This window comes from Sporomusa malonica (assembly GCF_900176355.1).
Taxonomy (GTDB): Bacteria; Bacillota; Negativicutes; order Sporomusales; family Sporomusaceae; genus Sporomusa; species Sporomusa malonica.
On record NZ_FWXI01000007.1, the window covers coordinates 25,607 to 48,812 of the forward strand.

The 23,206-nt window shown below is 47.9% G+C and carries 19 protein-coding genes; 17 read left to right on the plus strand and 2 right to left on the minus strand.

The features are described 5' to 3' along the window. Positions 1–213 precede the first annotated feature (213 nt). Positions 214–1,683, plus strand: a complete 1,470-nt coding sequence (locus tag B9A22_RS09735; RefSeq protein ID WP_084575542.1) for an alpha/beta hydrolase family protein — start codon at positions 214–216, stop codon at positions 1,681–1,683. A 228-nt stretch (positions 1,684–1,911) separates the two neighbouring features. Here the strand turns inward: B9A22_RS09735 and B9A22_RS25390 are convergent, their stop codons facing one another. Then, positions 1,912–2,544, minus strand: a complete 633-nt coding sequence (locus tag B9A22_RS25390; RefSeq protein WP_176215471.1) for a hypothetical protein — start codon at positions 2,542–2,544, stop codon at positions 1,912–1,914. Between B9A22_RS25390 and B9A22_RS09745 the strand changes: the two genes are divergently transcribed. The 12 genes from B9A22_RS09745 to B9A22_RS09795 all read left to right on the plus strand — a co-directional run bounded on the left by B9A22_RS09745 (position 2,545) and on the right by B9A22_RS09795 (position 18,228). Continuing rightward, positions 2,545–5,250 (plus strand): AfsR/SARP family transcriptional regulator, encoded by a 2,706-nt coding sequence (locus B9A22_RS09745; RefSeq protein WP_176215472.1) that lies wholly within the window; start codon positions 2,545–2,547, stop codon positions 5,248–5,250. Between the two features lie 226 nt (positions 5,251–5,476). Next, a complete protein-coding gene (locus B9A22_RS09750) occupies positions 5,477–6,262 on the plus strand; it encodes an alpha/beta fold hydrolase (RefSeq protein ID WP_084575545.1) in 786 nt (261 codons plus the stop codon). 76 nt (positions 6,263–6,338) lie between these two features. Beyond that, positions 6,339–7,163, plus strand: coding sequence for an alpha/beta fold hydrolase (locus B9A22_RS09755; RefSeq protein ID WP_084575546.1), 825 nt, complete (start codon positions 6,339–6,341; stop codon positions 7,161–7,163). Then, entirely contained in the window at positions 7,163–8,149 is a 987-nt protein-coding gene (locus B9A22_RS09760) for a 3-oxoacyl-ACP synthase III family protein (RefSeq protein WP_084575547.1), read from the plus strand. The genes B9A22_RS09755 and B9A22_RS09760 overlap by 1 nt, the downstream gene beginning before the upstream one ends. A gap of 109 nt (positions 8,150–8,258) precedes the next feature. Continuing rightward, complete coding sequence (locus B9A22_RS09765; protein WP_176215473.1) at positions 8,259–9,611, plus strand: S-layer homology domain-containing protein; 1,353 nt, start codon at positions 8,259–8,261, stop codon at positions 9,609–9,611. A 444-nt stretch (positions 9,612–10,055) separates the two neighbouring features. Continuing rightward, positions 10,056–10,601, plus strand: coding sequence for a hypothetical protein (locus B9A22_RS09770; protein WP_139796223.1), 546 nt, complete (start codon positions 10,056–10,058; stop codon positions 10,599–10,601). A 64-nt stretch (positions 10,602–10,665) separates the two neighbouring features. After that, a complete protein-coding gene (locus B9A22_RS09775; RefSeq protein WP_084575550.1) occupies positions 10,666–11,082 on the plus strand; it encodes a hypothetical protein in 417 nt (138 codons plus the stop codon). A 359-nt stretch (positions 11,083–11,441) separates the two neighbouring features. Further along, positions 11,442–14,783: a DEAD/DEAH box helicase family protein gene (locus B9A22_RS09780; RefSeq protein WP_084575551.1), complete on the plus strand. Its 3,342-nt coding sequence runs from the start codon at positions 11,442–11,444 to the stop codon at positions 14,781–14,783. Beyond that, the gene (locus B9A22_RS09785) at positions 14,776–16,269 is read left to right on the plus strand and encodes a type I restriction-modification system subunit M (RefSeq protein WP_084575552.1); all 1,494 of its coding nucleotides are present in this window, start codon (positions 14,776–14,778) and stop codon (positions 16,267–16,269) included. The genes B9A22_RS09780 and B9A22_RS09785 overlap by 8 nt, the downstream gene beginning before the upstream one ends. Next, complete coding sequence (locus B9A22_RS09790; RefSeq protein WP_084575553.1) at positions 16,266–17,435, plus strand: restriction endonuclease subunit S; 1,170 nt, start codon at positions 16,266–16,268, stop codon at positions 17,433–17,435. Before B9A22_RS09785 ends, B9A22_RS09790 begins: the two co-directional genes overlap by 4 nt. After that, positions 17,422–17,577: a hypothetical protein gene (locus B9A22_RS25395; protein WP_176215474.1), complete on the plus strand. Its 156-nt coding sequence runs from the start codon at positions 17,422–17,424 to the stop codon at positions 17,575–17,577. The genes B9A22_RS09790 and B9A22_RS25395 overlap by 14 nt, the downstream gene beginning before the upstream one ends. A gap of 39 nt (positions 17,578–17,616) precedes the next feature. After that, complete coding sequence (locus B9A22_RS09795; protein WP_084575554.1) at positions 17,617–18,228, plus strand: lactate utilization protein; 612 nt, start codon at positions 17,617–17,619, stop codon at positions 18,226–18,228. A gap of 95 nt (positions 18,229–18,323) precedes the next feature. Here the strand turns inward: B9A22_RS09795 and B9A22_RS09800 are convergent, their stop codons facing one another. Continuing rightward, positions 18,324–19,238, minus strand: coding sequence for a phosphotransferase (locus B9A22_RS09800; protein ID WP_084575555.1), 915 nt, complete (start codon positions 19,236–19,238; stop codon positions 18,324–18,326). A gap of 655 nt (positions 19,239–19,893) precedes the next feature. Here B9A22_RS09800 and B9A22_RS09805 point away from each other — a divergent pair. Genes B9A22_RS09805 through B9A22_RS09820 form a run of 4 tightly spaced genes read left to right on the plus strand, consistent with a single transcriptional unit; the run spans position 19,894 to position 23,190 of the window. Then, positions 19,894–20,193: a BMC domain-containing protein gene (locus B9A22_RS09805; RefSeq protein ID WP_084575556.1), complete on the plus strand. Its 300-nt coding sequence runs from the start codon at positions 19,894–19,896 to the stop codon at positions 20,191–20,193. Between the two features lie 30 nt (positions 20,194–20,223). Continuing rightward, positions 20,224–20,514: a BMC domain-containing protein gene (locus B9A22_RS09810; protein WP_084575557.1), complete on the plus strand. Its 291-nt coding sequence runs from the start codon at positions 20,224–20,226 to the stop codon at positions 20,512–20,514. Positions 20,515–20,567: 53 nt separating this feature from the next. Further along, positions 20,568–22,040, plus strand: coding sequence for an acetaldehyde dehydrogenase (acetylating) (locus B9A22_RS09815; RefSeq protein WP_084575558.1), 1,473 nt, complete (start codon positions 20,568–20,570; stop codon positions 22,038–22,040). A 13-nt stretch (positions 22,041–22,053) separates the two neighbouring features. After that, complete coding sequence (locus B9A22_RS09820) at positions 22,054–23,190, plus strand: 1-propanol dehydrogenase PduQ (RefSeq protein ID WP_084575717.1); 1,137 nt, start codon at positions 22,054–22,056, stop codon at positions 23,188–23,190. Positions 23,191–23,206 lie beyond the last annotated feature (16 nt).

Consider the following 23,206-nt stretch of genomic DNA (forward strand, 5'->3'; position numbering starts at 1 on the left):
AGGGCAGTAGTGCTAGTTCGCGATAAAATTTTACTCAATTGCGAAAATAAGCACTTTTCGTGTTATTTAGCTTACTGAGTTGCTATCACCCTGTCCAGCCTTAGTGAGGTGGAACATTACCGTCGGATGTTGGTGAAAGGCGTGTAACCGATCTGTAACTGGTCTTCTTTATGATGAAAATGAAAAATTCAGAAAACGCACAAGGAGGCAATCATGAAAATTCATTTTAAGGGACTTTGGCTGCTGACAGTGCTTCTCACCTGTCTGACGGCCGGCAGCGCCTGGGCCATGTCCAGCTTTATTCCCGGGGCCCATTCCGTGGTGGTGCAAAAAGTGGACGACCTGACAACGATTGGTGACAAAGATAGGCTGACGGCCAAGGAATGGGCCGCCCGAGAACTAAACCGGTCCGCTTTGGCGCCCAATGATTTTATTCAAGACGGGGATAAAAAGAAAGCGGTTCGACCGAAGTGGTACACACCGCAGGAAGCTGTTCCCGGCTATATGATCACTGGTTATTTCGAGGATTCCCAGTTTTGCATCCGCTTGCCGTATAACTGGAACGGCAAACTGGTGGCGTCACCATCGCCGGGCATTCGTCCGTACTGGTCTTCTGACACCACTTTTTCCGATTATGTTTTACCCAAGGGGTATGCTTATGTCACTTCCGACAAGGGGACCACGCCGGAAACCTTGCCGGATCTTGACCGGACGCTGGACAAGGACGGAACCGTATGGATGAACTGGCGCAGTGCATTCAGCGCTTTTGGCCCCGTGCCGGAAGGCAAGGAAGTGGATGACTCGGTCCAGGAATGGGGGGAGCGGCTGAAACAGGCCACGGTGGCCGGTAAGCTGGTTTGTGAAAAAATCTATGGTTACAGCCCTTCCAGAACTTATCTGATTGGACAGTCTAATGGTGGTTACGCAGTACGTTATGCGCTGGAACGTTTTGGAGATCTCTACGACGGCGGCGTGGACTGGGAAGGCATGTTCTGGCATCCCACCAGCCACAACGCGCTGAATGTTTTCCGGGATTACATTAAACACGGCTGGACGCTGTACAAAGACAAAGATGCCACACCAGAGCAGAAAGAAGCGGCGCAAAAGGCACTGTATCAATATATGGAACCAGGCTCTGAATTTATTTGGCCCCAGTACTACGATATTTACTGGAGCAGCATTCCGTACCTGTACGGTACCCGTATTGACCCAGACTTCCTGCCGGGAATCCGCTGGACCGAATTTCTGAAAAATCCCCGGGAATGGGCAGAGTATGATTTTGCCAAACGTCCGGCTAAAGCGAAGCGCAACATGGATCTGATCAAAAATACAGGCAACATCAGCAAGCCGCTGATCAGTGTATTCGGTACCTACGATTCGCTTTGCACTGTGCGGGACTGCGCGCTGCCCTATCAGGAACTGGTAGAAAAAGCCGGTCACAAAGATATTTACCGTCTGTATCTGGTGGAGCGGGGAAGCCACTTGGACGGTTGGGCAAATGATCCCAAGCGTGATCCCAACGGTGTCATTCAGCCGGTACTGCCCTATGTGCACCAATCCTTTGACGCTTTGGTGGATTGGGTGGAAAATGGCAAGGAGCCGCCGGCGAATAAAACTATTCCGGCCGCAGCTGGCGGCAAGGTCTACGATTTGAATAACGGACAACTGGTGGATCCTTATTAATTATAGCGGTACCGCCAACTGCTGGGAGCGTTCTTGAGGGACGCTCCCAGCAGCATTGGCATAAATAGAATGTATCATTGGAAAGGCGTGATGTGATATGATGAATTGGAAATCTATTATAGGTGCGGGTCTGACCGCTGCATTTTTGCTGGTATCCCTACCAGCTGTTCCGGCATTGGCGGCGTCGGAAATGATCCCGGCTGCGGATTCGTCCGACAAAAATACGAATCAGCCGGTAAAACCTGATACAGAAAAAAATAACCCCAAAAACAATCCCAAACAGCCGGACGAATACGTGCCGGAGAAATAAAATGATTGAAACAAGTTGCAGAGGTGGAAAGAAATATGCGGTCCATAGTATTGCTGAAAAGCAAGCTGACCATGCCCCGGTTGGATAACGGTCTGGTCCAGCGAGAACTGCTGACGGAAATCATCAGAGAACTGGATGCCTACCCGGTGACGGTCATTACGGCCGGCGCCGGGTATGGGAAAACCACGGCAGTGGTGCAGGCGCTGCAAAATTACTTTCTGCCTTGCGGCTGGTATACCGCAGGACCGGAGGATGACAACGTCTATAATTTTTCTCTTTATTTGGCCGGGGCGCTGGAAGCAAGCGTTCCCGGCCTTGCGGCGTGGTACAGGGAGCAGGTGGAGAAACAGGATAAGTTTGACTGGAAAATGGCATTTTCTCTGCTGCTGACCGGTTTGGAAGAACTGTCCGGAGGGGGGGCAAGGCCTGGAGTCGTGGTGGTGGATGATTGGCATTTGGTGCAGGATGATCCGGAAATTCAACAGTTTTTTGACCGTTTTCTGGCCCGGCGGCCGCAGGAAATTCGTGTGGTGCTCCTGACCCGGCTGCAAGTGAGTCTGAAAGAAGTGCAGCGGTTGATGATTACCGGATGCCTTCTTTCCCTGGGAACCAGGCAGTTAAGTTTTGACCGTGAAGAAATCCGGCGGTGTCTGGAGGAGACTGCTGCCGGCGAAGGTGCATACACTGCGGAGGATGTGGAGCGGGTGTATTCGTTCACGGAAGGCTGGGCAATGGCAGTCAAAATGATGGGCAATTACCGGCAACTGCCTGTCAGCCGGCTGATGGATCCTTTTGGCGATGGCGAAGAATGGGAAGACGGACGCCTGGATGCACTGTTTCAGTATCTGGCCAGGGATATTTTGGCGGGACAGTCGCAGGATATGAAGGAGTTTTTACTGCGCAGCGCGCTGCTGGATCTATTCAACAGCCGGCTGTGCCGGGATATTTTTGGAGATGCTGCGGCCGGCCGGCATATTGATGCGGCCCGGAGGCAAGGACTGTTTGTGGTGGAGACAAGCCTTGGCTTTTACCGCTATCATCATCTTTTTCAGGAGTTTCTGCGCCGGGAAGCGGAGAAATATCTGGAGAATATAAGCGAATTGCAGAGGCGGGCAGGGAGTTATTACCGGAAGCAGGGAGACAATGAAGCGGCGCTGCGGCAATTTGTGCAGGCAGGTTGCTGGGAAGAGGCGCGGCAATGTCTGGGGAGCTTGGCTCTGGAATTGATTTACAGCGGGCGGAGCCGTCTGCTGGCCCGCTATCTGGAATACTTGCCGCTGGACTGGCGGGAAAGTCCGGATATTCTACTGGCGTTAGGAGAAGAGGAGCGTTACAGCAATAACTACCAGCAGGCACTATTGCTCTACAAAAGGACGGCTCAACTATGCCGGAAAGAAGACAATGCAGCTGGAGTCAGCCGGGCTTACCGGCATATGGCTGAAGTATATCTGGATACCATTCAGCCGCTGGAGGCTCAGCTGCTGCTGCGCCGATCCTACAAGGTACTGCCTGCGTCTATGAAAAAAGACAAGGCGGAACTTCTGGAACTCATGACGGAGAATTTGGTGAATCAGGGAAGAACGCGGCAGGCGCAGCGGTATTTGCGGCTGGCCAGCCGCGTATACTATCCGTTTGCCTTACAGGATCGCAATAATCTGCGGGCGAGAATTCTGGTGCGGACCGGTCAGCCTCACCGGGCGCTGCAGTTGTTGCGGGGAAAAGACAATGTGCGGCAGTCGGCGGAGAGGATCAGTTATTCTTTCCGGGAAAGCCTGCTGATCATTTCCTTGTGCCACGTATACCTGGGACAGCGGGAACCGGCACTGGTGGCGGCGCGGGAGGCTGTCGCCGCCGGTGAAAAACTGCGGTCGCCTTTTGTGATTATGATGGGATACGTGCGAATGGGACATGGTTTGCTCGGCGCGGGGGAAGAAGAGCGGCAGGCGGCCTGGGATGCTTACGAAAAAGCAACGCTTTTAAGCCGGGAATTGAATATTGTCCGGCTTCAGGGAGAAATCTTGCAGGGAAAAGGACTTTGGCACGCACTGCGGGGCAACTGGCCGGTTGCCTTGGAGTGCGGACAGGAATGCATAAGCATTGCCGAACGTTTCCGGGACTGGTGGTTTGCCGCCGTGGCCTGGCATAGTCTGGGCATGAGCGCAGTGCTTTGCAACTGCTATCAGGAAGCGGAGGGATATCTGCAGCGGGCCGGACAATTATTCGCCCGCTGTGGAGATGATCTGGGACGTACGGCATCGGCCTGGTGGGATTGCTGGCGTTTGCTGCAACAGGAAAACGACGGGCAGTTCAGGCAGGCTTATTATGAATATTCCCGGCTCTGCCGGGAGAATCAGGCCTACTTCCTAAATGATCAACCGTCGCTTTTGGGGAATATAGGCGGATTTTCCGTCCTGGGACTGGAGGAACAGGCCAAGCGACTGAAACTGGACGGTGCCCCGGCGGAGCTGATTGCCGGCAGGACACCGCTTTTTGCCGAGGGGCTGAAAATCCAAACTCTGGGGAGTTTTCGCGTTTGGCGGAATGAATGCGAGATTACCGGTTCCCAGTGGAGACGGGAGAGTTCGCGGCAATTGCTTCGTCTGCTTTTAAGCCACCGGCAGTGCGGTCTGCACAAAGAAATCGCCATGGTGCAGATGTGGCCGGAAGATGATTTTGCCAGTGCCAATACACGGTTTAAGGTGGCCTTGTCTAATTTGTTGAACGTACTTGATCCCGGCCGGGGTCCCCGGACACCCAGCCGGTTCATTATTCGCAAAGGTTCGACGTACTGGTTGAACGAAGCAGTAAATATTGAGCTGGATGCCCCGCGCTTTGAACAGCTGGTGGGCGAGGCGGTCATACTGCTGAAAGGGAAAAATCCGACGGCGGAGACCTTGTTGCGGGAGGCTGTGGCGCTGTATCAAGGTGATTATCTGGAGGAGGCAGCGGATGAAAGTTCTTTTGCAGAGCGGGAACGGCTACGAAAACTTTATTTCCGGGCACTGGAATATCTGTCCCGTTTGTGCATACGAAAGGGAAACTATGACGAAGGACTGCACTGGGCGGAAGCAATGCTGTCAAGGGATAACTGCTGGGAACGGGCTTACCAGCTGCAGCTTCTGTGTTACCACCATTTGCAGAACCAAGTGATGCTGGTCCGAACCTACCAACGCTGCTGCAGTGTGTTTGCGCAGGAACTGGGCATCCGGCCGTCAAGCGGGACGCGGGAGCTTTACGAGCGATTGACCGAGAGTTGAGGGCCGTGCTGATTTGACCGTTGGCAGCGCCACAGAGCTGCTTACGGTATAGAGGGGAATGAGAAATTTAATCAGTGCGCTGCAATGTGAAAAACGCAAGGGGTTATGGAAAGCTTATTTCTAAGTTTTCCATAACCCCTTGGTCATTCAAAAGGGTTTGTAACCGGTTTGTAATTGCCTGATGCTACTATTAACAAGAAGTTGGACTGAATGAGAGGTGGAACGGATGTCTTTTTTGCGTTTGAAAGATTTTGATATGCATTATACTGTGCGTGGACATGGGAGTAATACACTTTTGCTGGTGCATGGCAATGTGGCCTCGTTACGTTGGTGGGATCCGGTTTTGACCGGCCTGCCGCCTGGATTGCGGGCAGTGGCGATGGATTTGCGGGGCTGCGGTGATAGCGGCCATCCGGATGTAGGCTACAGCATTGATCAGTTTGCCGAAGATATCCATGGGTTGGTGTTGCAGCTTAATTTACAGGAGTTTCATTTGGTAGGCCATTCCATGGGTGGACTGATTTCTGCCTATTATACGCTGCAGCACCCGGAGCGGGTCCGGACGCTGACGCTGGTTGACAGTGTGCCGATGGATGGGCTGGGACTGGATGATGCGAAGCGTGCCATGTTTGAACTCCTGATTAAAGATCGGGAAGTGCTGCGGCAGGCGATCGGCGCCTGCATGCAATATTCGCCTAGCTCTGGGTTTGCCGAGCAGGCCTTTGTTGATGCCAGCCGGTGTGCGGTCAACATCTACCGGGATAATCCGGAAACAATGAGTGATACCAATCTGATGGGCCGGATGCAGGAGATCGGCAAACCAGTCATGCTGATCCACGGCCGGGAGGACTTAATTATTCCGCTGGAACAAATGGCAGCCACCATCGAGGCTTTGCCAGAGGCCCGGATTCATATTATAGAGCGTTGCGGCCATTCGCCCCAGATCGAAAAACCGGCGGAATTCATGGCATTGCTCTGGGATTTTCTTCAGAAACACTCTGTGGCAGACTAGGGATCATTGAGTCCGGGTACCCCTTAGCCGTTATGCTGAAGCGGTCAAGGAAACTAAAACGAGGGGAGGTGGGAAGTTGAAACATACTGTGAACATTGACGGTTTAAAACTACGCTACGATGACCGGGGTGCCGGTGCCGCTGTTTTGCTGATTCACGGATTGGGCGAGACAGGAGATTCCTGGCGTTGCCAGCAGGAGTATCTGGAGAAAAAGTTCCGGGTGATTGCTCCGGATTTGCGAGGGCATGGAGAAAGCGGCGACGGGCAGGAGGGAATCACTATCCGGCGGTTTGCCGATGACTGTCTGGCCCTATTGGACTTTTTGGGGATAGGTCAGGCCCATTTTGTAGGTCACTCCATGGGGGGGCTGATAAGCCAGGAAATGGCGGCGCATCAGCCGGAGCGAATGCTGAGCATGACGCTGAGCGCCAGCGCCGGTTTCTATCCGCCGCCCATGGGGACGGAAGGGCTGGAAGAAAGACTGCGCAATATTGATCAAATGACGATGGCGGAATTTGCCGGAAAGATTGTGACCGGCGCCTGTCACCCGGCAACCGGAAATGAAATCAGGAACGAACTGACGGCCATGTTTGCGGCCAATCGGAAAGAAAGCTACCGTCAGGCTACCATCAGTACAATCCGCTCGGATTTTCGCCAGTTTCACGGGAAGATGCAATTGCCGGTACTGATTCTGGTGGGTGACAGTGACCGGACAACACCGCCGGAGTATGCCCGGTATCTGCATGGGGCCATTGCTGGGGCGCGTCTGAGGATACTGTCACGGTCCGCCCATATGTGCAAACTGGAGAATCCGGCAGAGTACAATCAAGCGCTGGAAGTGTTTTTGGAGGATGTGGCGCGGCAAACTGTCTCGAATGCCGCGGAAGGAGGCTGCAACTAATGCGTAGGGCGCGAATTGTCGGCACAGGTTTTTATGTGCCGCCCTATTTGGAAACCAATGCGGATTTGGAGGCGAAACTGGGTGAACCGCTGCCTGAGTCCATTGAAAAAAAGGTGGGAATCCGTCAGCGTTACCTGACCGGCCCGGATTTGTCCAGCGCCGATCTTGGCTATGAAGCCAGCCGGGCGGCCATTGCCGACGCCGGTTTGACTCCGGCGGACATTGACCTGGTGATTGTGGCCACCGATACTCCTGAATATATCAGTCCCCCCACATCGGCAGTGATTCAAGGTCGGCTGGGGGCGGTCAACGCCGGTATTTTTGATCTGAATGCTTCCTGTGCTGGCTTTGTGGCGGCGCTGGATACGGCGGCCCGGATGATTGGTTACGGCGGTCAGTATAACAACGTGCTGGTTTGCGGTGTCTATAACATGTCCAAGTACGCGGATCTTACCAATAGCCGGGTTGCAGCCATTTTTGCCGATGGCGGCGGCGCTGTCATCCTGCAGGGAGCCGAAGGTGAATCCGGTTATCTGGCGTCACGGTTGTATGCGGACGGCACCCAATATGACTTTCTCGGCATTTATGGCGGTGGAACCAAATATCCGCTCACCGAAGAGATGATCAGGGAGAAAAAACATTTGCTGACCTTTTTAAAACCGCTGCCACCGGACCGGAACATTCAAATGTGGCCGGGACTGGTGGCGGAGGCAGTGGCGCGGGCCGGCATGACGGTGGCGGAGATCGATCATATTTTATTTACCCAGATCAACCGGTGGGTGATTGAGGAAGTTATGGCGATTCTACAGTTGCCATTGAACAGAACCACCTGTATCATGGACCGGTTCGGGTACACCGGCTCAGCTTGTATTCCCATGGCGCTGCATGAGGCCTTAAAAGCAGGGCGCATCCGCCCCGGCGACCGGGTGGTGATGGTCGGTTCAGGTGTAGGTCTGTCTGTGGCAGTGGCGGTATTTCAATGGTAAAATCTGCCATCCGGGCGGTGTGGGAAAGGGGGAATGAGAATCACGTACCGCTGGGGTTTGGCCAGAAATAAAATATCAGAATATTGGCAGAAAAGTGAGGGGAATGGGAATGAAAAAGAATTTTTTGGCCGTAGTGGCCGCCGGACTGATGCTGGCTGTTAATGCACCCAGCATAGCGGTTTTCGCGGAAGAACAGCCGGTTTTTGCGGATGTACCCAGCGGACACTGGGCATATGGAGCTGTGCAGCAATTGGCCAAAGCTGGCATCGTGTCCGGTGATCAGGGACGTTTTAACGGTACATACAATATTACCCGCTATGAAATGGCGGTAATGGTGGCCAATGCTATGACGAAACTGGAACAGGCCGATGCGTCGCAAAAGGCACTTATTGAGAAACTGGCGGTAGAATTTAACGGTGATTTGAACAAGCTGGGTGCCCGCATGGACAAAGTCGAGAAACGGGTTGCCAAGGTTGAGGAAAAAGCAAAAGTAAACTTTTATTTTGATAACCGACTGGAAGGCGTAGCCACCAGTCTTGGCAAAGGAGATGGCGGTGCCTGGCTCACTAATGGCGATATAAAGGACTCGACCCAGTTTATGGAACGGATCCGGCTCTATTTGAATGTGCCGGTGGGTGACCGCTGGCAGTGGGATGCGCGGCTGGTTCAAGCCAAATGGAATCTGAAAAGCACCACTGCAGAAAGTCCCCGGTTTGACCGGTTCTGGTTAACCGGCAAAAATATTGCCGGCGGTACGGTGGAGATGGGAAAAATGATGCTGTACCCCGGTAAAGGCGCGTTCTATGGCAATACCGGTGACACCGAAGGAATATATTACACGAAAAAGCTGGACAAACTGACAGTGCGTTTGGCCAATGCCCATGCCAGCAGCCAAAATATCAATTTGGCGGAAGCGACCTACAGGCCGGACAAAAAAACGGATTTCGGCGTTTATGCACTGAAGAACGACTTTAGCGATGCAGTGCGGGATATTGATCTGCGAGTCATTAATGGTGCGTTTGAAATTCCCGATTCCGGTGGTCTGGCTCTGTCGTTCGAAGCGGCGAAAAACTATGGTGAAGGCGCGGCGTATAACGGCAAGACCGGTTACTTCGTGGCATTGCAGTCTCGCTACAAAGCCACTAACTATATGCCGGCCCTGTATACCAGCATGGTCAATCCGAATCAGGTTGGGGATCATGGCTGGGGGCTCTCTTACCGACATATGCCTTCAGGAGTTGCGGGCTATGCAAACCGGGGAGCGTTCAGCTGGGTGCCTCTGACGCAAGACACCGGCGGCTCCTGGCAGAATACCTTTGACGGTGTCAATGCGTGGCGGTTCGACTATGTCTGGGTGCCCTGGAAAAACGTACAACTGACATTGACGGCGGAAAATGTCAAATCGATTCAGAATGACTGGACCAACAACAATTTCCAGACGACATTCAATTACTTTTTCTAATAGGATAAATCTAAAGCAGGCGGCGAAACCATAGATTTTGCCGTCTGCTTTGCTGTGGGTGCTTGAATGTAGACCGTAGGCCAATAAGCTCCAGAAAAAGCGGAGATACAGAGTTCATCCGCATCCAGACAGGAAAGACGAGGGGACGTGAAGACAGGCGAGACAGGGAACTATTGAAAAAATAAAAGAGGACACAACCCCCGGCTGTTGTGTCCTCTTTGTCCGCTGCAGCAGGCTAAAAAGTATACTTTTGTATAGTATCTTTCAAGGCTGATTCACTTTATTATTAAGGTGAATTAGTTTTTTTTATTGATTTGTTGCTGTTAGTTTGGCACTGAGTTTGTTTTTTGAGGTGGTGTTTTATGGGGGAAATTATTAAAGAGTCATTTTTGTTTGTAGGTAGTGAATAAAATACTGTTAAACAGAAAAGGAAAGGGTATATTTATGAATAAACAATTGATTTATGGATTTATTGCTGGCATGTTGGTTGTGGTGTTGGCGGTGGTGGCTCTCGGCTGGGACGACGAAGCTAAGGGCGGTGTAAGCAAAAACTCTGCGGCTCAGGCGCAGGCACCGACAGTGACAAAGCCAGCTGCTAAAACGGAGGCTGCAGATTATGGCAGATACCTTACGGTAAAAGATGTGGAAAGCATTACAGGTCAGTCTGGGCTAAAACTGAAATCTATTGACTCGAAAAAAAGCGGGGAAGCTTATGACTTGACTTATTCAACCGCTGAGGGGCAAGCTATTTTGATGATTCAGGTTTTAAGAGGCAGTGATTATGAGCGGTACTACCAAGAGTTTCGTTGCCAAGATTATAAACCGATGGAGTATGCTTTTTGGGGTCCTAAGACAGCTGTATCACCGAATCAGGTCGATCAGCTGTGGTTCCGCAAAGGCGATACCCTGATATTTATTGGCAGTGAGAGGACGTATGTAGATTTAGCAATGATGGAAAAAGTGGCGAAAGTTATCGCGTCAAGACTGTAACCAAGATTCTTGCCTGGAGTGAATCACTCGTTTACCAGGGGATTATCCGAGGGAGGTAATAGTAATGCAGTTCTATAAAAGAAAAATTGGTTTTTTCTCATTGTTTATTGCTTTAGTGTTGCTATGTTTGCCGATAGAAAATGTACATTCATCAGCCCGTGTGGATTGTTCATACAGCGAAGTAAAGCAGCAAGAGATGACTATTCTTAACAATTCCCCATACCATGTTACCGCGCTGTTTATATGTCCAGCTAATTCTGAAGAGTGGCAAGAAGTTCTTGAAGGTACAGAGTTGCGCTGCGGCAAGCAAAGAAATGTTATTTTCAATTTAGACAACAGTGTATGTAAATGGGATATAAAAGTAGTTGACTCCAGCGGCAACTTTACAGTATTTCAGAACCTACAGATTAAGCAGGAGTTTACTTCTATTAACTACTATTATAAGAATGGGTCAGGTCGTATTAGATTTGCTGTCGGGTGACTTGTTCTGGTCTCTGATAATACCTGAGTACGATGGCTGCGTTGAAGCTAGTGTTTCAATGCAGTCTCTTTTTTTGGTCTACCAGAATTTATAATGCAATTCTGTTGACATAAGAACGACTAAGGCTTCTGTCGGCGTCCTGAGGGACTTGGCACAAGCCAAGTCTTTTCTTATCTGTTTTGTAGGATCTCCAGTTGTTTGATCCCCTGTGGCAGATGGTGGTGTGCTAGGTTGTAACGGTGAAAAATAGATTGGATAGGAACGATTAGCGACATGTAGCATTGAGAAAATAGAGGTATAAAAAATTGCCGTAGAGAAGTAGTCAATAAGCTGTATCTTGATATCATTTGGAGGTACCTATGTCCAACTTCGCATTTTTAGATAAAAGCTGGCCGGTATTGGCGGATAATGCACGTTTGGCAGAGCAATACATAACCAGCGATCCCAATGCGGCTTTATTTAAAATGAGGATATTCTCAGAAAAACTTATGGATCTTGTTATAGTTGCTTTGAACCTGAATATGGATTACAGCCTTAGTCAGCACGATAAGATACAGGTTCTGCGTAAGAATAACATCAATAGTGCAATACCAGATTTGTTCGATATCGTACGGAGAATTGGCAATAAAGCGGCCCATGACGGACATAACGATTTAGAAGATGCCAAGAAATGTTTACTAAGCATATATAAATTAGCTGCCTGGTTTTATGCCAAAGTCACCGGGGATAAATCGCTCTTCCCGTTGACCTTCAATTGGTCACAGGTTAAGAAACAGGCAGTAGTCAAAATACAAGTGGATGAAGATGCCTATATTAAGGAATTTGAGGCACTGAAAGAAGCCTACCAAAAGGAACTGGATGAACTCAAGAAAAAACTGGCAGCCAATCCTCCCGACCAGCAGCAGACTGAGGAAGCTGTGGCAGTAGTCACCAATACCCTTGGTCTTACAGAAGAGCAAACCCGCCAGGAACTGATTGACGTTATGCTGCAGGAAGCCGGGTGGGATACAGGCGATAAGCGTCAGGTGGAACGGGAATATCAAGTAACACCGTTCCCCAATAAATCCGGCAAAGGCCGTGCCGACTATGTCCTTTGGGATAAAAAAGGACAACCGATCGCTGTTATTGAAGCCAAGAAGACGGCAACCGATGCCATAACAGGACGTCATCAAGGAAAGCTGTACGCTGATGCCCTGGAAAAAATGCACGGAGTCCGCCCAGTCATTTTTTATACCAACGGACATGAAATATTTATCTGGGATGACCGGTACAGTGCGCCGCGGCAGATATGGGGTTTCTATACCTTAAGCGATATGGAATATTTATTCTTTCAACATCAGAATAAACAGCCGTTAAGCACAGTAACCATTGACGGCAGTATCGCAGGACGTCCCTATCAAATTGAAGGCATTAAACGGGTTTATGAAAAATTTGATAACAGCGGGCGCAAAGCACTGCTAGTCATGGCTACCGGCTGCGGCAAAACGCGGACAGTCATTGCCCTCGCCAAAGGCATGATGAATGCCCAATGGGCCAAGCGCATTCTGTTTTTAGCTGACCGGGACGAGCTTGTCAAACAGGCCAAAGAACAGAAAAACAGTTTTAAGGTATTTATGCCGGAAACCACCAGCACCCGAATCACCGGGGCCAATGCCGACAACCGGGAAAGCAGTTTATACTTTGCCACCTATCAGACCATGGTTCGCTATTATACTCAATTTAGCGTGGGCTTTTTTGATGTGATTATCTGTGATGAATCCCACCGCAGTATTTATCAAACCTACCGGGACATTCTCGAGTATTTCGATGCCCATATTATCGGACTGACCGCTACGCCTGTGGGCTATATTAATCGCAATACCTTTACCATTTTTGCCTGTCCTGATGGTGATCCGACCTTTTACTATCCCTATGAAGAGGCGTGCGAGCATCTGCCGCCCTATTTGCTGCGCTATAAAGCCTTAGACGCTACCACCAAAATACTCCGTCAAGGCATCAAATGGGAGAATCTAACCGAGGAACAGAAACAGCAAATCGAAGAGAACGGGCTGGATGAAAGCCAGATCAATTTTGACAAAGAGGCCCTTGAAGAATTTGTCACCAATAAAGATACCAACCGCTTCATCCTGCAAACCCTTATGACCAAAGGCATTCGGGTTGGGGATGATATTGGAAAAACCATACTCTTTGCCCGTAATATAAAACATGCTAAACTGCTTATCCAGTTGTTTGATGAAGAGTTATATCCCCAGTACAACGGTAGTCTTGCTGCCATCATTCATTCCGAGATAAAAAACAAAGATGACCTGCTTAACGATTTTAAAGAAAAAGACAGGCCGCGCATCGCCATATCGGTAGATATGCTGGATACCGGAATCGACGTGCCGGAAGTGGTCAACCTGGTATTTGCCAAGCCGGTTTATTCCAAAGTCAAGTTTATGCAAATGCTGGGCCGGGGGACACGCCTGTGCCCCGACCTGTTCGGTAAAGGCCAGCACAAAGAATATTTTATGGTCTTGGATCACTGGAAGAACTTCGAGTTTTTTGATATCAAACCAGATGGCAATTTACCCAGCCAGTCCAAAGCGGCGCTGCAAATGCGTCTGGAGCTTAGAATTCAACTGCTGCAGAACCTGGGGCAAAAGGGTTTGACAGATAAACAGGCTGAGCTGGTGACTGCCATCCGGGAAGACCTGGAGGCGCTGCCTGCTGCCTCGGTAGAGGTGCGCAAAAACTGGAAGATGCTGGAGTGGCTAAAGCTTGACCAAACCTGGAATATCCTCAGTGCTGAGCTGACAACCAAGCTGAAAATGGAGGTTGCACCACTCATGCAGTGGGTGGATGTGGAAGGGCAAAAAGATGCGCTCTGGTTTGATAATCAGATGGTTCGCATGCAGCTCTTAAAATTGAAAGACGATCCCAAACTGGACGAGCATATCGAAAGCATTGTTTACGAGCTTTCCCGCTTGCGCTTAAATCTCAACCAATTTAATCATATCCGTGAATATGTGATCGAATTAATGAACCCTGCCATCTGGCGCCAGGCCGATTATGACGCCGTGGAAAAAGCCAGGCAGACGCTAAGGGACTTCATGAAATATCGTGGTGACAAACCTGGTAAGGCTTTTCTAAAACTGGATATTGCCGATACTGAGCAGGAAGTGCTCAAGATTAAAGAAGCGACTGCCAGTTATACCACCAATATGGACCCCTATGTAGAACGGGTTAAGAAAGCCCTGGAAGCACAGCTCGATATGCAGCTGGTCATTCAAAAAATCCGTCGCGGGCAGCTGCTGACGGCGCAGGATATCGATACCATCTATCAGATTTTTAGTTCCGGGCGGGTGGAATTTACCCTTGCCGAGCTGGCGCACACAGCCCAGGTCAAGCAAAGCGACCTGGTAGGACTGCTACGACGGTTCGTGGGGGTGGATGTGGAGGAATTGGATAACCGCTTTAGCCAATTTATCCAGTCCCATAGCGGGAAAATGTCGGCTATGCAGATTAGTACCCTGGAAATGATTAAAAACGACATTATTAAAAATAAAGGAATATCCTTTGCAGCCTTGTACGAGCCGCCCTATACCACCCGTAGTCAAAGTGGTATTGACGGGATTTTCGGCGGCAAAATCACCCCTGAAGTCTTTGCACTTATTACACCCTACAAAGTAGAAGTAGAGTTGGAGGAAAAACATGCTTAATACCGAGCTGCGCAGCAAAGTAGATCGATTATGGGATAATTTTTGGTCAGGGGGCATTTCCAACCCCCTGACTGTTGTGGAACAGATATCGTACCTGTTATTTATCAAACGCCTTGATGACAGAGAAATATTGGAAGAGAGAAAAGCCAACCAGCTAGGCCGGCCGCACCAGTCCATCTTTACCAGCGAAGCCTGCCGCTGGTCTGTTTTTTGCCATTACGACTCGCAAAAAATGCTGGATATCATGCTGGAGAAAGTATTTCCCTTTATCAAAACCTATGGCAAAGAGGAGAACACCGCCTTTTATGAATATATGAAAGATGCTGTGTTTATGATCCAAAAGCCCAGCCTGTTACATGAAGCCGTACAACTGATCGACGGCATGAATATGGATGACCAGGATACCAAAGGGGATTTATACGAGTACCTGCTGTCCAAGCTGTCCACCGCCGGGGTGAACGGTCAATTCAGGACGCCCCGCCATATTATCAAAATGATGGTGGAACTGCTAGACCCGAACATTGACGATGTCATCTGTGATCCGGCCTGCGGTACAGCGGGGTTCCTGGTAACGGCAGCCGAACATATCTTGCGCAAATACACCAGCCCTGCTTTGGTGTTTACCGACGACGACGGCAATGTTCATGATAAGATCGGCGACCAACTGACTGACGCTCAGAGAGACCATTATTATAATCACATGTTTCATGGCACCGACTTTGATACCTCTATGCTGCGTATTTCCTCCATGAACCTGATGCTCCATGGCTTTGACAAGCCGAACATCTCTTATGCTGACGCATTGTCCTCCCGCTATGAAGTCAAAGACCGCTATACCATGATCCTGGCCAATCCGCCCTTTAAAGGCAGCCTGGACGAAGGGGATATCAATGCCTCCTTACGGAAAGTGGTAAAAACCAAAAAGACTGAGCTGTTATTCCTGGCCTTAATGTTGCGAACGCTGGACCTAGGCGGCCGGTGTGCCGTGATTGTCCCTGACGGGGTGCTGTTTGGCTCCTCCACCGCTCATAAAAGCATTCGCAAAGCCCTCATCGAAGAGAACCAACTGGAAGCCATTATCTCCATGCCTTCCGGCGTGTTCAAACCCTATGCGGGAGTGTCTACCGCCGTAGTTATTTTCACCAAAGGCGGTAGGACAGATACCGTCTGGTTCTATGATATGCAGGCTGATGGGTATTCCCTGGATGATAAGCGTAATGTGATTGAGGATAATGATATAGATGATATTATTGAGCGGTTTAAGAACTTGCAGGACGAAACAACCAGACAACGGACAGATAAGTCGTTCTTTGTGCCGAAAGAAGAGATCGTGGGTAATGAGTATGATTTGTCGATTAATAAGTATAAGGAAATAGAGCATGAGGAAGTGGAGTATGAGCATCCCCAAATACTATTAGACAAAATTAAACATCTTGAAAAAGAAATCCAAGAAGGGATAGATGAACTGGAGGACTTCTTATTGTGAAATACAAATGGGTGGCTCTTCGGGATGCTGCAACATATGTAAATGGGTATGCGTTTAAACCTGAAGAATGGAGTACAGAAGGGACTCCTATTATCCGAATTCAGAATCTGACTAATACAAGCGGCGTTTTTAACTATTATCAAGGCAATTATTTAGAGAAGTATATAGTAAATAAAGGTGATATCTTAATCTCTTGGTCTGCTAGCCTTGGAGTGTACCAGTGGACAGGGCAACAAGCTTTATTGAATCAACACATTTTTAAGGTTGTATTTGACAAAATTGAAATAGATAAATCTTTTTTTAAATACGCAATATTCAAAGTGTTGCGTGAGATGGAAAAGTATACACATGGTTCCACAATGAAGCATATTACCAAAAAATACTTTGATGAAATAAAAATTCCCCTCCCCCCCCTCGAAACCCAGAAAAAAATTGCCGCTGTTTTGGACAAAGCTCAGGAACTCATCGACAAACGCAAAGAGCAGCTTGTCAAACTGGACGAGTTTGTGCAGAGTGTGTTTTTGGAGATGTTTGGAGATCCGATATCTAATCCCAAAGGATGGATTAGAAAGCCTTTGGGCGATTATATTGATATACTTACAGATTATCATGCAAATGGTAGTTACGAAGTTTTACGTGATAACGTCGAGTTACTTGATCAAAAAAATTACGCTTTGATGGTGAGAACAACTGATTTAGAGAACGGAAATTTTTTCAAGAATGTAAAATACATAACGAAAGATGCATATGAATTTTTGACTAAGACTAAAGTTTATGGTGGTGAGCTAATAATCAATAAAATAGGTAGTGCCGGAAAGGTCTACTTGATGCCATGTTTAGAACGCCCGGTGTCACTTGGTATGAATCAATTTATGATAAGACTATTGAGTGGATTGAACAATATCTATGTATACCATTTATTCAATACAGCGAGTGGCAAATCATTAATATTAAACAATGTTAGGGGTGCAGTAACAAAAACTATTACAAAAGATGCTATCAGAGGAATATTGGTCCCAATTACCCCAGTGCAACTCCAAAACCAATTCGCCGCCATTGTCGAAAAAACCGAACAACAAAAAGCCCTCATGCAGCAAAGCTTGGTGGAAATGGAAAACAACTTCAACAGCCTGATGCAGCGGGCCTTTAAGGGTGAGTTGTTTTGAATTTGAAAACATCCGCCGTTCTTCTGACCGTGGCTTTGTGCCCTACAGCGGCTGCAAGCGGGTATGCGGTGAAATGATGTTTGTTATGCAGCTTGCCGGGGTGACAGAAAATATGTTGTTAAATTTTTCAATAAGAGCATAATACTGTAGATGATAAACACCAAAAAGGCAGGGATCGTCTATGGATAAGCTGATTGAAAAGCTTGGCTCGATTAATATTCAGGCATACATCGCGAATGATAGCGATGAGGCCAGGCACCTTGCGTTGGGTTTAATACCTCAGGGGGCAACGGTTGCGATGGGGAATTCTCTTACTCTTCGAGAGGTAGGAATATTTGACGCCATAGTAAATGGCTCCTACAAAGTAATTAATCAATTCGAACCGGGGATCTCTGCCGCTGAAAACCTAAAACGCCGTAAAGCTGGGATGCTGGCAGATGTTTACTTTACTAGCGCTAACGCGCTAACACTGGATGGCGAACTGGTAAATATCGATGGAAAAGGTAATCGCGTAGCAGCCATGATGTTTGGGCCAGACAAAGTGATTATTGTAGTTGGCGAAAATAAAATCGTCAAGGATCAGGAAGAAGCTTGGCAGCGTCTTAAGGAAAAGGTGGCGCCCGAGCTGACAAAAAAACTAGGGCGCTCGACACCCTGCGCCAAAACTGGCGAATGTTCAAACTGCAATTCTCCTGAACGGGTATGCCGCTGCTATACGGTTATCAATGGCCAGATGCCGGCGGATAAAGACAGAATTCACGTTATTATCGTAAGGGAACAATTGGGTATTTAGGCAAAGTAAAAAACCGGGCGATCCTTTGTAAGGGATAGCCCGGTTTTTAATGCAGAATAAGCTTCACGCATCTTGAGACGCGGTTGTGATTTTAACTAACTCATAACCATGCTGGCAATGGGACAATGGGGGGATTTGGTCATTAGTTTGATATTTTTTCGGAAGCGTTCATATCTGATACCACAGTATTCAAGAAAGTCGTCGCCATTGTAATGTCTGATTAATGCCCAAGCGGTCCAGAGTAAATCTTGTGCCATCATAAAGCTTTTTATTTTTAGCTCTTCCATCGGGGTCACTGGCCGGCCGAAGTAGTCCTGAGTTAAATAGTGGATAGCTTCTGCGGATAGTTTTGATTCAAGAATGTAGGCTGCGACATCCCAACAGGGATCATTCATTCCGGAATATTCCCAGTCAATAAGATAGGTTTTACCAGTACCGTCGATGATAAAATTTTCAGGCACTGTGTCATTGTGACATGGCGCAAGGATTGTATTTTTGATGTTTTCTTGGACAAAAGTGACTAATTGATCTTTTAGGGGTGTGTAATCAAAGAATAAGTCGCCGTTTAGCTGTTCGATAATCTGTTCGTATTTAAACAGCTCCAATTGCCAATCGAAGCGGTTTGAAAAATGCTTTGGAGAAGAGTGAATTTTTTTCATCAAGCTGGAAACCGACTTCAGATTTTTGTGGGAGCCAGGATCGGCATGAGCCATGTTTTGGCTATTTTTTATGTATAAGCTTATTTTGATGCCGCTGTCTTCATCATAGTAGATGCAATCAGAGTTTATGCCGAACTCTGAGGCTATATTATTATTGACCCTTTCCATTTTTCGATCAATAATCTGTTCTGTCATGCCACCAGGTTGCCTGATGACATATTCGGTGCCCTTAATGTCCATGATGTAGTTGTAATTGGTAAGTCCACCGGCAAAGCGGGATTTGTCAAAGACAATGCTTTCATCGCGAAAAACATGGCGCAGCTTTTGTTGTACTAATTCTTCCATTGTCATATATAGCTCCACCAAGTATATCAAACTTGGATTTTTGGATTATTGATAATTTACTATAGCAAAAAAAGTTAACAAAATCAATGCATGGAGACTGATTATTGGGGGTTGCCGATGAATTTCGGCTAGTATAGTTTTGTTGCAATTGACGGAATAGATACAGTACTGATGCTATATGAAAAAGACTAGGCTTCTGCCGGCGTCCTGAAGGACTGGGCAGAGGCCTAGTCTTTTCTGTGCCAAAGCTGAGCTGCTGCAGCGCAAGTCTAATCCAGCTCTGATTAAATTGTATAAAATTTATATAATTGGACAATATTGTGCTATTTTTATGGAAAAATTTTTGCCACTTAGTATCAACCTATTTTCGCTTCTTGGAGTGGCGAAAATAGGCTCGAAATGAATTATGCAATAAAAAAACCTGCGGTTTTATCAGTTGTTTTTGCGATTTTCATCACGATTTTACAAGAAAATCGCTTTAGTACAATAACTGAATTTCACTAAGATATAATAGTGCTAATTTTATATATTGATTTTTCAAAAAAATCTGTTTGGCATGCGATATTATAAGATTACTAAATAAAATAAATTATCAATCGGTAAGACCAAGATAAAGTAATGATTTTTTGGAATTTTAAATCTATAAAAAGGAGTTGCTTTGATGGAATACGTTGGAGAAGAGGCCTTGGGGCTTATTGAAACAAGAGGCATGGTTCCGGCAATTGAGGCGGCGGATGTCATGTGTAAAACGGCTGACGTTACGATTGTTTCGTATGAAAATATGGGTTCCGGGCTTGTCACGGTCATGATTAAAGGCGATGTGGCAGCCGTGCGGTCAGCTGTAGAAACTGGTGCAGCAGCAGCAGCAGCTATTGGCGAGCTGACAGCCTCCCATGTTATGCCGCGCCCCATCAGGCGGGTAGGAAAGATTGTTTCGCGACATGACATTGATGCGCAATGAACATTGAGTGTTGGAGAAAGGGGAATCCGTGTGTACAAAAATGATGCTTTAGGGTTCATCGAGACGTATAGCCTGGTTTCAGTGCTAGAGGCTGCGGATGCCATGTGCAAGGCTGCGGACGTGGAATTGGTCGGTTATGAAAATGTGGCTTCCGGCCTGATTTCCGTTGTGGTTCGTGGCGACGTAGGCGCGGTCAAAGCGGCTGTAGAGGCTGGCATTGAAGCAGCCAGCAAAGTAGGTAAGGTCTATAGCTCCAATGTCATTGCCAGGCCGCATGAGGAAGTACAAAAGATTATTGCTAAATATGTTATCGACTGGTAAATAACGACTTGTAACTTTTGATTCTGCGAGTGGAAAGGGGGCGTGGGTGAGAGATGAATAGAATTGACAATGATTTGCTCTCTGTCCAGGAGGCTCGGATTCTTGTGGAAAACGCCCGTGAGGCGCAAAAGCTGCTGGCAACTTTCCCTCAAGAAAAATTGGATAAAATTGTCCGGCATATGGCTGAAGCAGTGCATAAATATGCCAGAGAACTGGCCATTATGTCCTGCGAGGAAACAGGATTTGGTAAATGGCAGGACAAGTTTGTCAAAAATGTTTTTGCCAGTGATTTTCTCTATAAGAAAATCAGGGATATGAAAGTTGTCGGTATTATTAGTGAAGACAAAGAAAACAAGACCATGGATATTGGCGTGCCTGTCGGAGTGATTATCGCTTTGCCTCCTTCGACCAACCCTGCATCCACTACAATCTATAAAGCCCTGATTGCCATAAAATCTGGCAATGCTATTGTTTTCTCGCCTCATCCTAAGGCCAGGAAAACGATTGGCAGGGTGCTTGATATATTGATACGAGCGGCAGCAGAAAGTGGATTGCCCTCTGGCGCCATCGGATACTTGCGAACGCTGGCTGTTGACGGTACAGTCGCGTTGATGAATCACAAAGACACAGCGCTTATTCTGGTTACAGGTGTGCCCAAGCTGGTCAGGGCGGCGTATACCTCCGGAAAACCGACTATTTATGGTGGTCCGGGTAATGGACCTGCCTTTATTGAGCGTTCAGCCGACATAAAAAAGGCCGTAGCAGATATTATTGCCAGCAGAACTTTCGATAATGGTATCGTCTCAGCCTCGGAGCAATCCATTGTTGCTGAGGACTGTATCGCCGATGAAGTAAGGCAAGAGCTCAGAAGAAATGGTGCTTATTTCCTGTCAGATCAGGAATCTCAGCAGCTCAGCAAAAACTTTTTCCGTCCTGATGGCAGGTTAAATCCGGAAATTGTCGGCAAATCGGCGATAGAGCTGGCACGGCAAAGTGGCATATGTGTTCCGGAAGATACGCAGGTATTGATATCAGAACAAAAATATGTGTCTGCCGCCAATCCGTATTCAAGAGAAAAACTTTGCCCGGTTCTGGCATTTTATGTGGAAAAGGACTGGCTGAATGCTTGTGAAAAATGCATAGAATTACTGGTAAATGAGGGACGGGGACATACCCTGGTCATTCACTCCACCAATGAGAAGGTGATTAGGGAATTTGCCCTGAAAAAACCGGTATCAAGAGTGCTGGTGAATACTCCCGCCTCATTAGGGGGGATAGGAGCGACCACTAATCTCTTCCCGGCATTGACGCTGGGGTGCGGCGCAGCAGGCGGCGGGGTTACTTCTGATAATGTCACACCGCTGAACTTGATCAATATCCGAAAAGTCGGCTATGGCGTGCGGCAGCTGGGGGATATAAAGAGTGAACCCTGCTCTTTTGCCAATCAGCGTTCCCTTGAAAGTAAGCAAGATTTGAATGAGTTGCTGGAAAAGTTACTTAAGCAGCTTATGGTGGAGAAGATTTGAGGTGACGGCGGTAATGAGAAAATTTGTCATTAAGCCCAAGATTTATTTTAATGAGGGATCCATGGAATTTCTTAAAGAAATCAATGGGTCTTGTGCGTTTATCGTTTCTGATTCGGTTATGGAGAAGTTGGGATATCTTCAAAAAACCATAGACTATTTGAATGAAACAGGGATAAAGTCGGTTGTTTTTACGGATGTACGTCCTGATCCGGATGTGAAAGTCATTGCCCAAGGCATGAAGAAATACCTGGAAACCCAGGCCGATACTATTGTGGCTTTGGGCGGGGGCTCTGTGATTGATGCTGCCAAGGGGATTTTATATTCTTTGTGGCAGTTCAGAAAAGCCGCCGGGGAGGAATTCAAGAAACCGCTGTTTATTGCTATTCCTTCCACCAGTGGTACAGGCTCGGAAGTAACCAATTTCTCGGTTATTACTGCAGAAGGACAAAAAGTGGTCATTGTAGATGATTGGATAGCTCCGGATATAGCCATACTTGATTCTACTTGTATCCAGCATGTTCCTCAGCAGGTGGTGGCAGATACGGGTATAGATGCGCTGGTGCATGCCATTGAGGCTTATGTTTCTACTGCGGCAACCCCTTGCACGGATGCGCTTGCCGAGAAGGCAGTTCAATTAATTTTTGAGAATCTGAAGAACTTATACAACGATGTCAGCAATGCTTGCGCGAGAGAACGCATTCAAAATGCATCCTGTATCGCTGGCATGGCATTTACAAATGCCGGTCTGGGGATCAATCATAGCCTGGCGCATGCTTTGGGCGGAACTTTTCACATCTCTCACGGGCGAGCCAATGCGCTGCTGGTGAGCGCGGTGATTGAATATAACGCACATTTGAACAACACTGCCAGTAGAGACATAGCGGAAAAATATGCGAAACTGGCTGCTGTGGTGCAATTGCCTGCCCGGACGTACCGGGAAGGAGCAATAAATTTCATGCAGGCCGTCAAGGATTTGAAAAAATCTCTGGGTATTCCCAATAGCATTCGCGAGTTGGGAATCGACAAAAGCATGTTTGAGACTGAGGTGGGAAATATGGTTGAGCTGGCCCTCCATGACCGGTGCACCCCCACCAATCCCAGGCAGCCGTCCAGAGAAGATCTGATCGGTATTTTCCAAAAATCATTTTAATATATCAGTAACATCC

Excerpts from the sequence above, each read along its gene's own strand:
- B9A22_RS09820 (WP_084575717.1), top strand. The coding sequence starts at position 22,054 with ATGAGAAAATTTGTCATTAAGCCCAAGATTTATTTTAATGAGGGATCC.
- B9A22_RS09795 (WP_084575554.1), top strand. The coding sequence starts at position 17,617 with ATGGATAAGCTGATTGAAAAGCTTGGCTCGATTAATATTCAGGCATAC.
- B9A22_RS09735 (WP_084575542.1), top strand. The coding sequence starts at position 214 with ATGAAAATTCATTTTAAGGGACTTTGGCTGCTGACAGTGCTTCTCACC.
- B9A22_RS09765 (WP_176215473.1), top strand. The coding sequence starts at position 8,259 with ATGAAAAAGAATTTTTTGGCCGTAGTGGCCGCCGGACTGATGCTGGCT.
- B9A22_RS09785 (WP_084575552.1), top strand. The coding sequence starts at position 14,776 with ATGCTTAATACCGAGCTGCGCAGCAAAGTAGATCGATTATGGGATAAT.
- B9A22_RS09760 (WP_084575547.1), top strand. The coding sequence starts at position 7,163 with ATGCGTAGGGCGCGAATTGTCGGCACAGGTTTTTATGTGCCGCCCTAT.
- B9A22_RS09800 (WP_084575555.1), bottom strand. The coding sequence starts at position 19,238 with ATGACAATGGAAGAATTAGTACAACAAAAGCTGCGCCATGTTTTTCGC.
- B9A22_RS09750 (WP_084575545.1), top strand. The coding sequence starts at position 5,477 with ATGTCTTTTTTGCGTTTGAAAGATTTTGATATGCATTATACTGTGCGT.
- B9A22_RS09815 (WP_084575558.1), top strand. The coding sequence starts at position 20,568 with ATGAATAGAATTGACAATGATTTGCTCTCTGTCCAGGAGGCTCGGATT.
- B9A22_RS09805 (WP_084575556.1), top strand. The coding sequence starts at position 19,894 with ATGGAATACGTTGGAGAAGAGGCCTTGGGGCTTATTGAAACAAGAGGC.
- B9A22_RS09770 (WP_139796223.1), top strand. The coding sequence starts at position 10,056 with ATGAATAAACAATTGATTTATGGATTTATTGCTGGCATGTTGGTTGTG.
- B9A22_RS09780 (WP_084575551.1), top strand. The coding sequence starts at position 11,442 with ATGTCCAACTTCGCATTTTTAGATAAAAGCTGGCCGGTATTGGCGGAT.
- B9A22_RS09775 (WP_084575550.1), top strand. The coding sequence starts at position 10,666 with ATGCAGTTCTATAAAAGAAAAATTGGTTTTTTCTCATTGTTTATTGCT.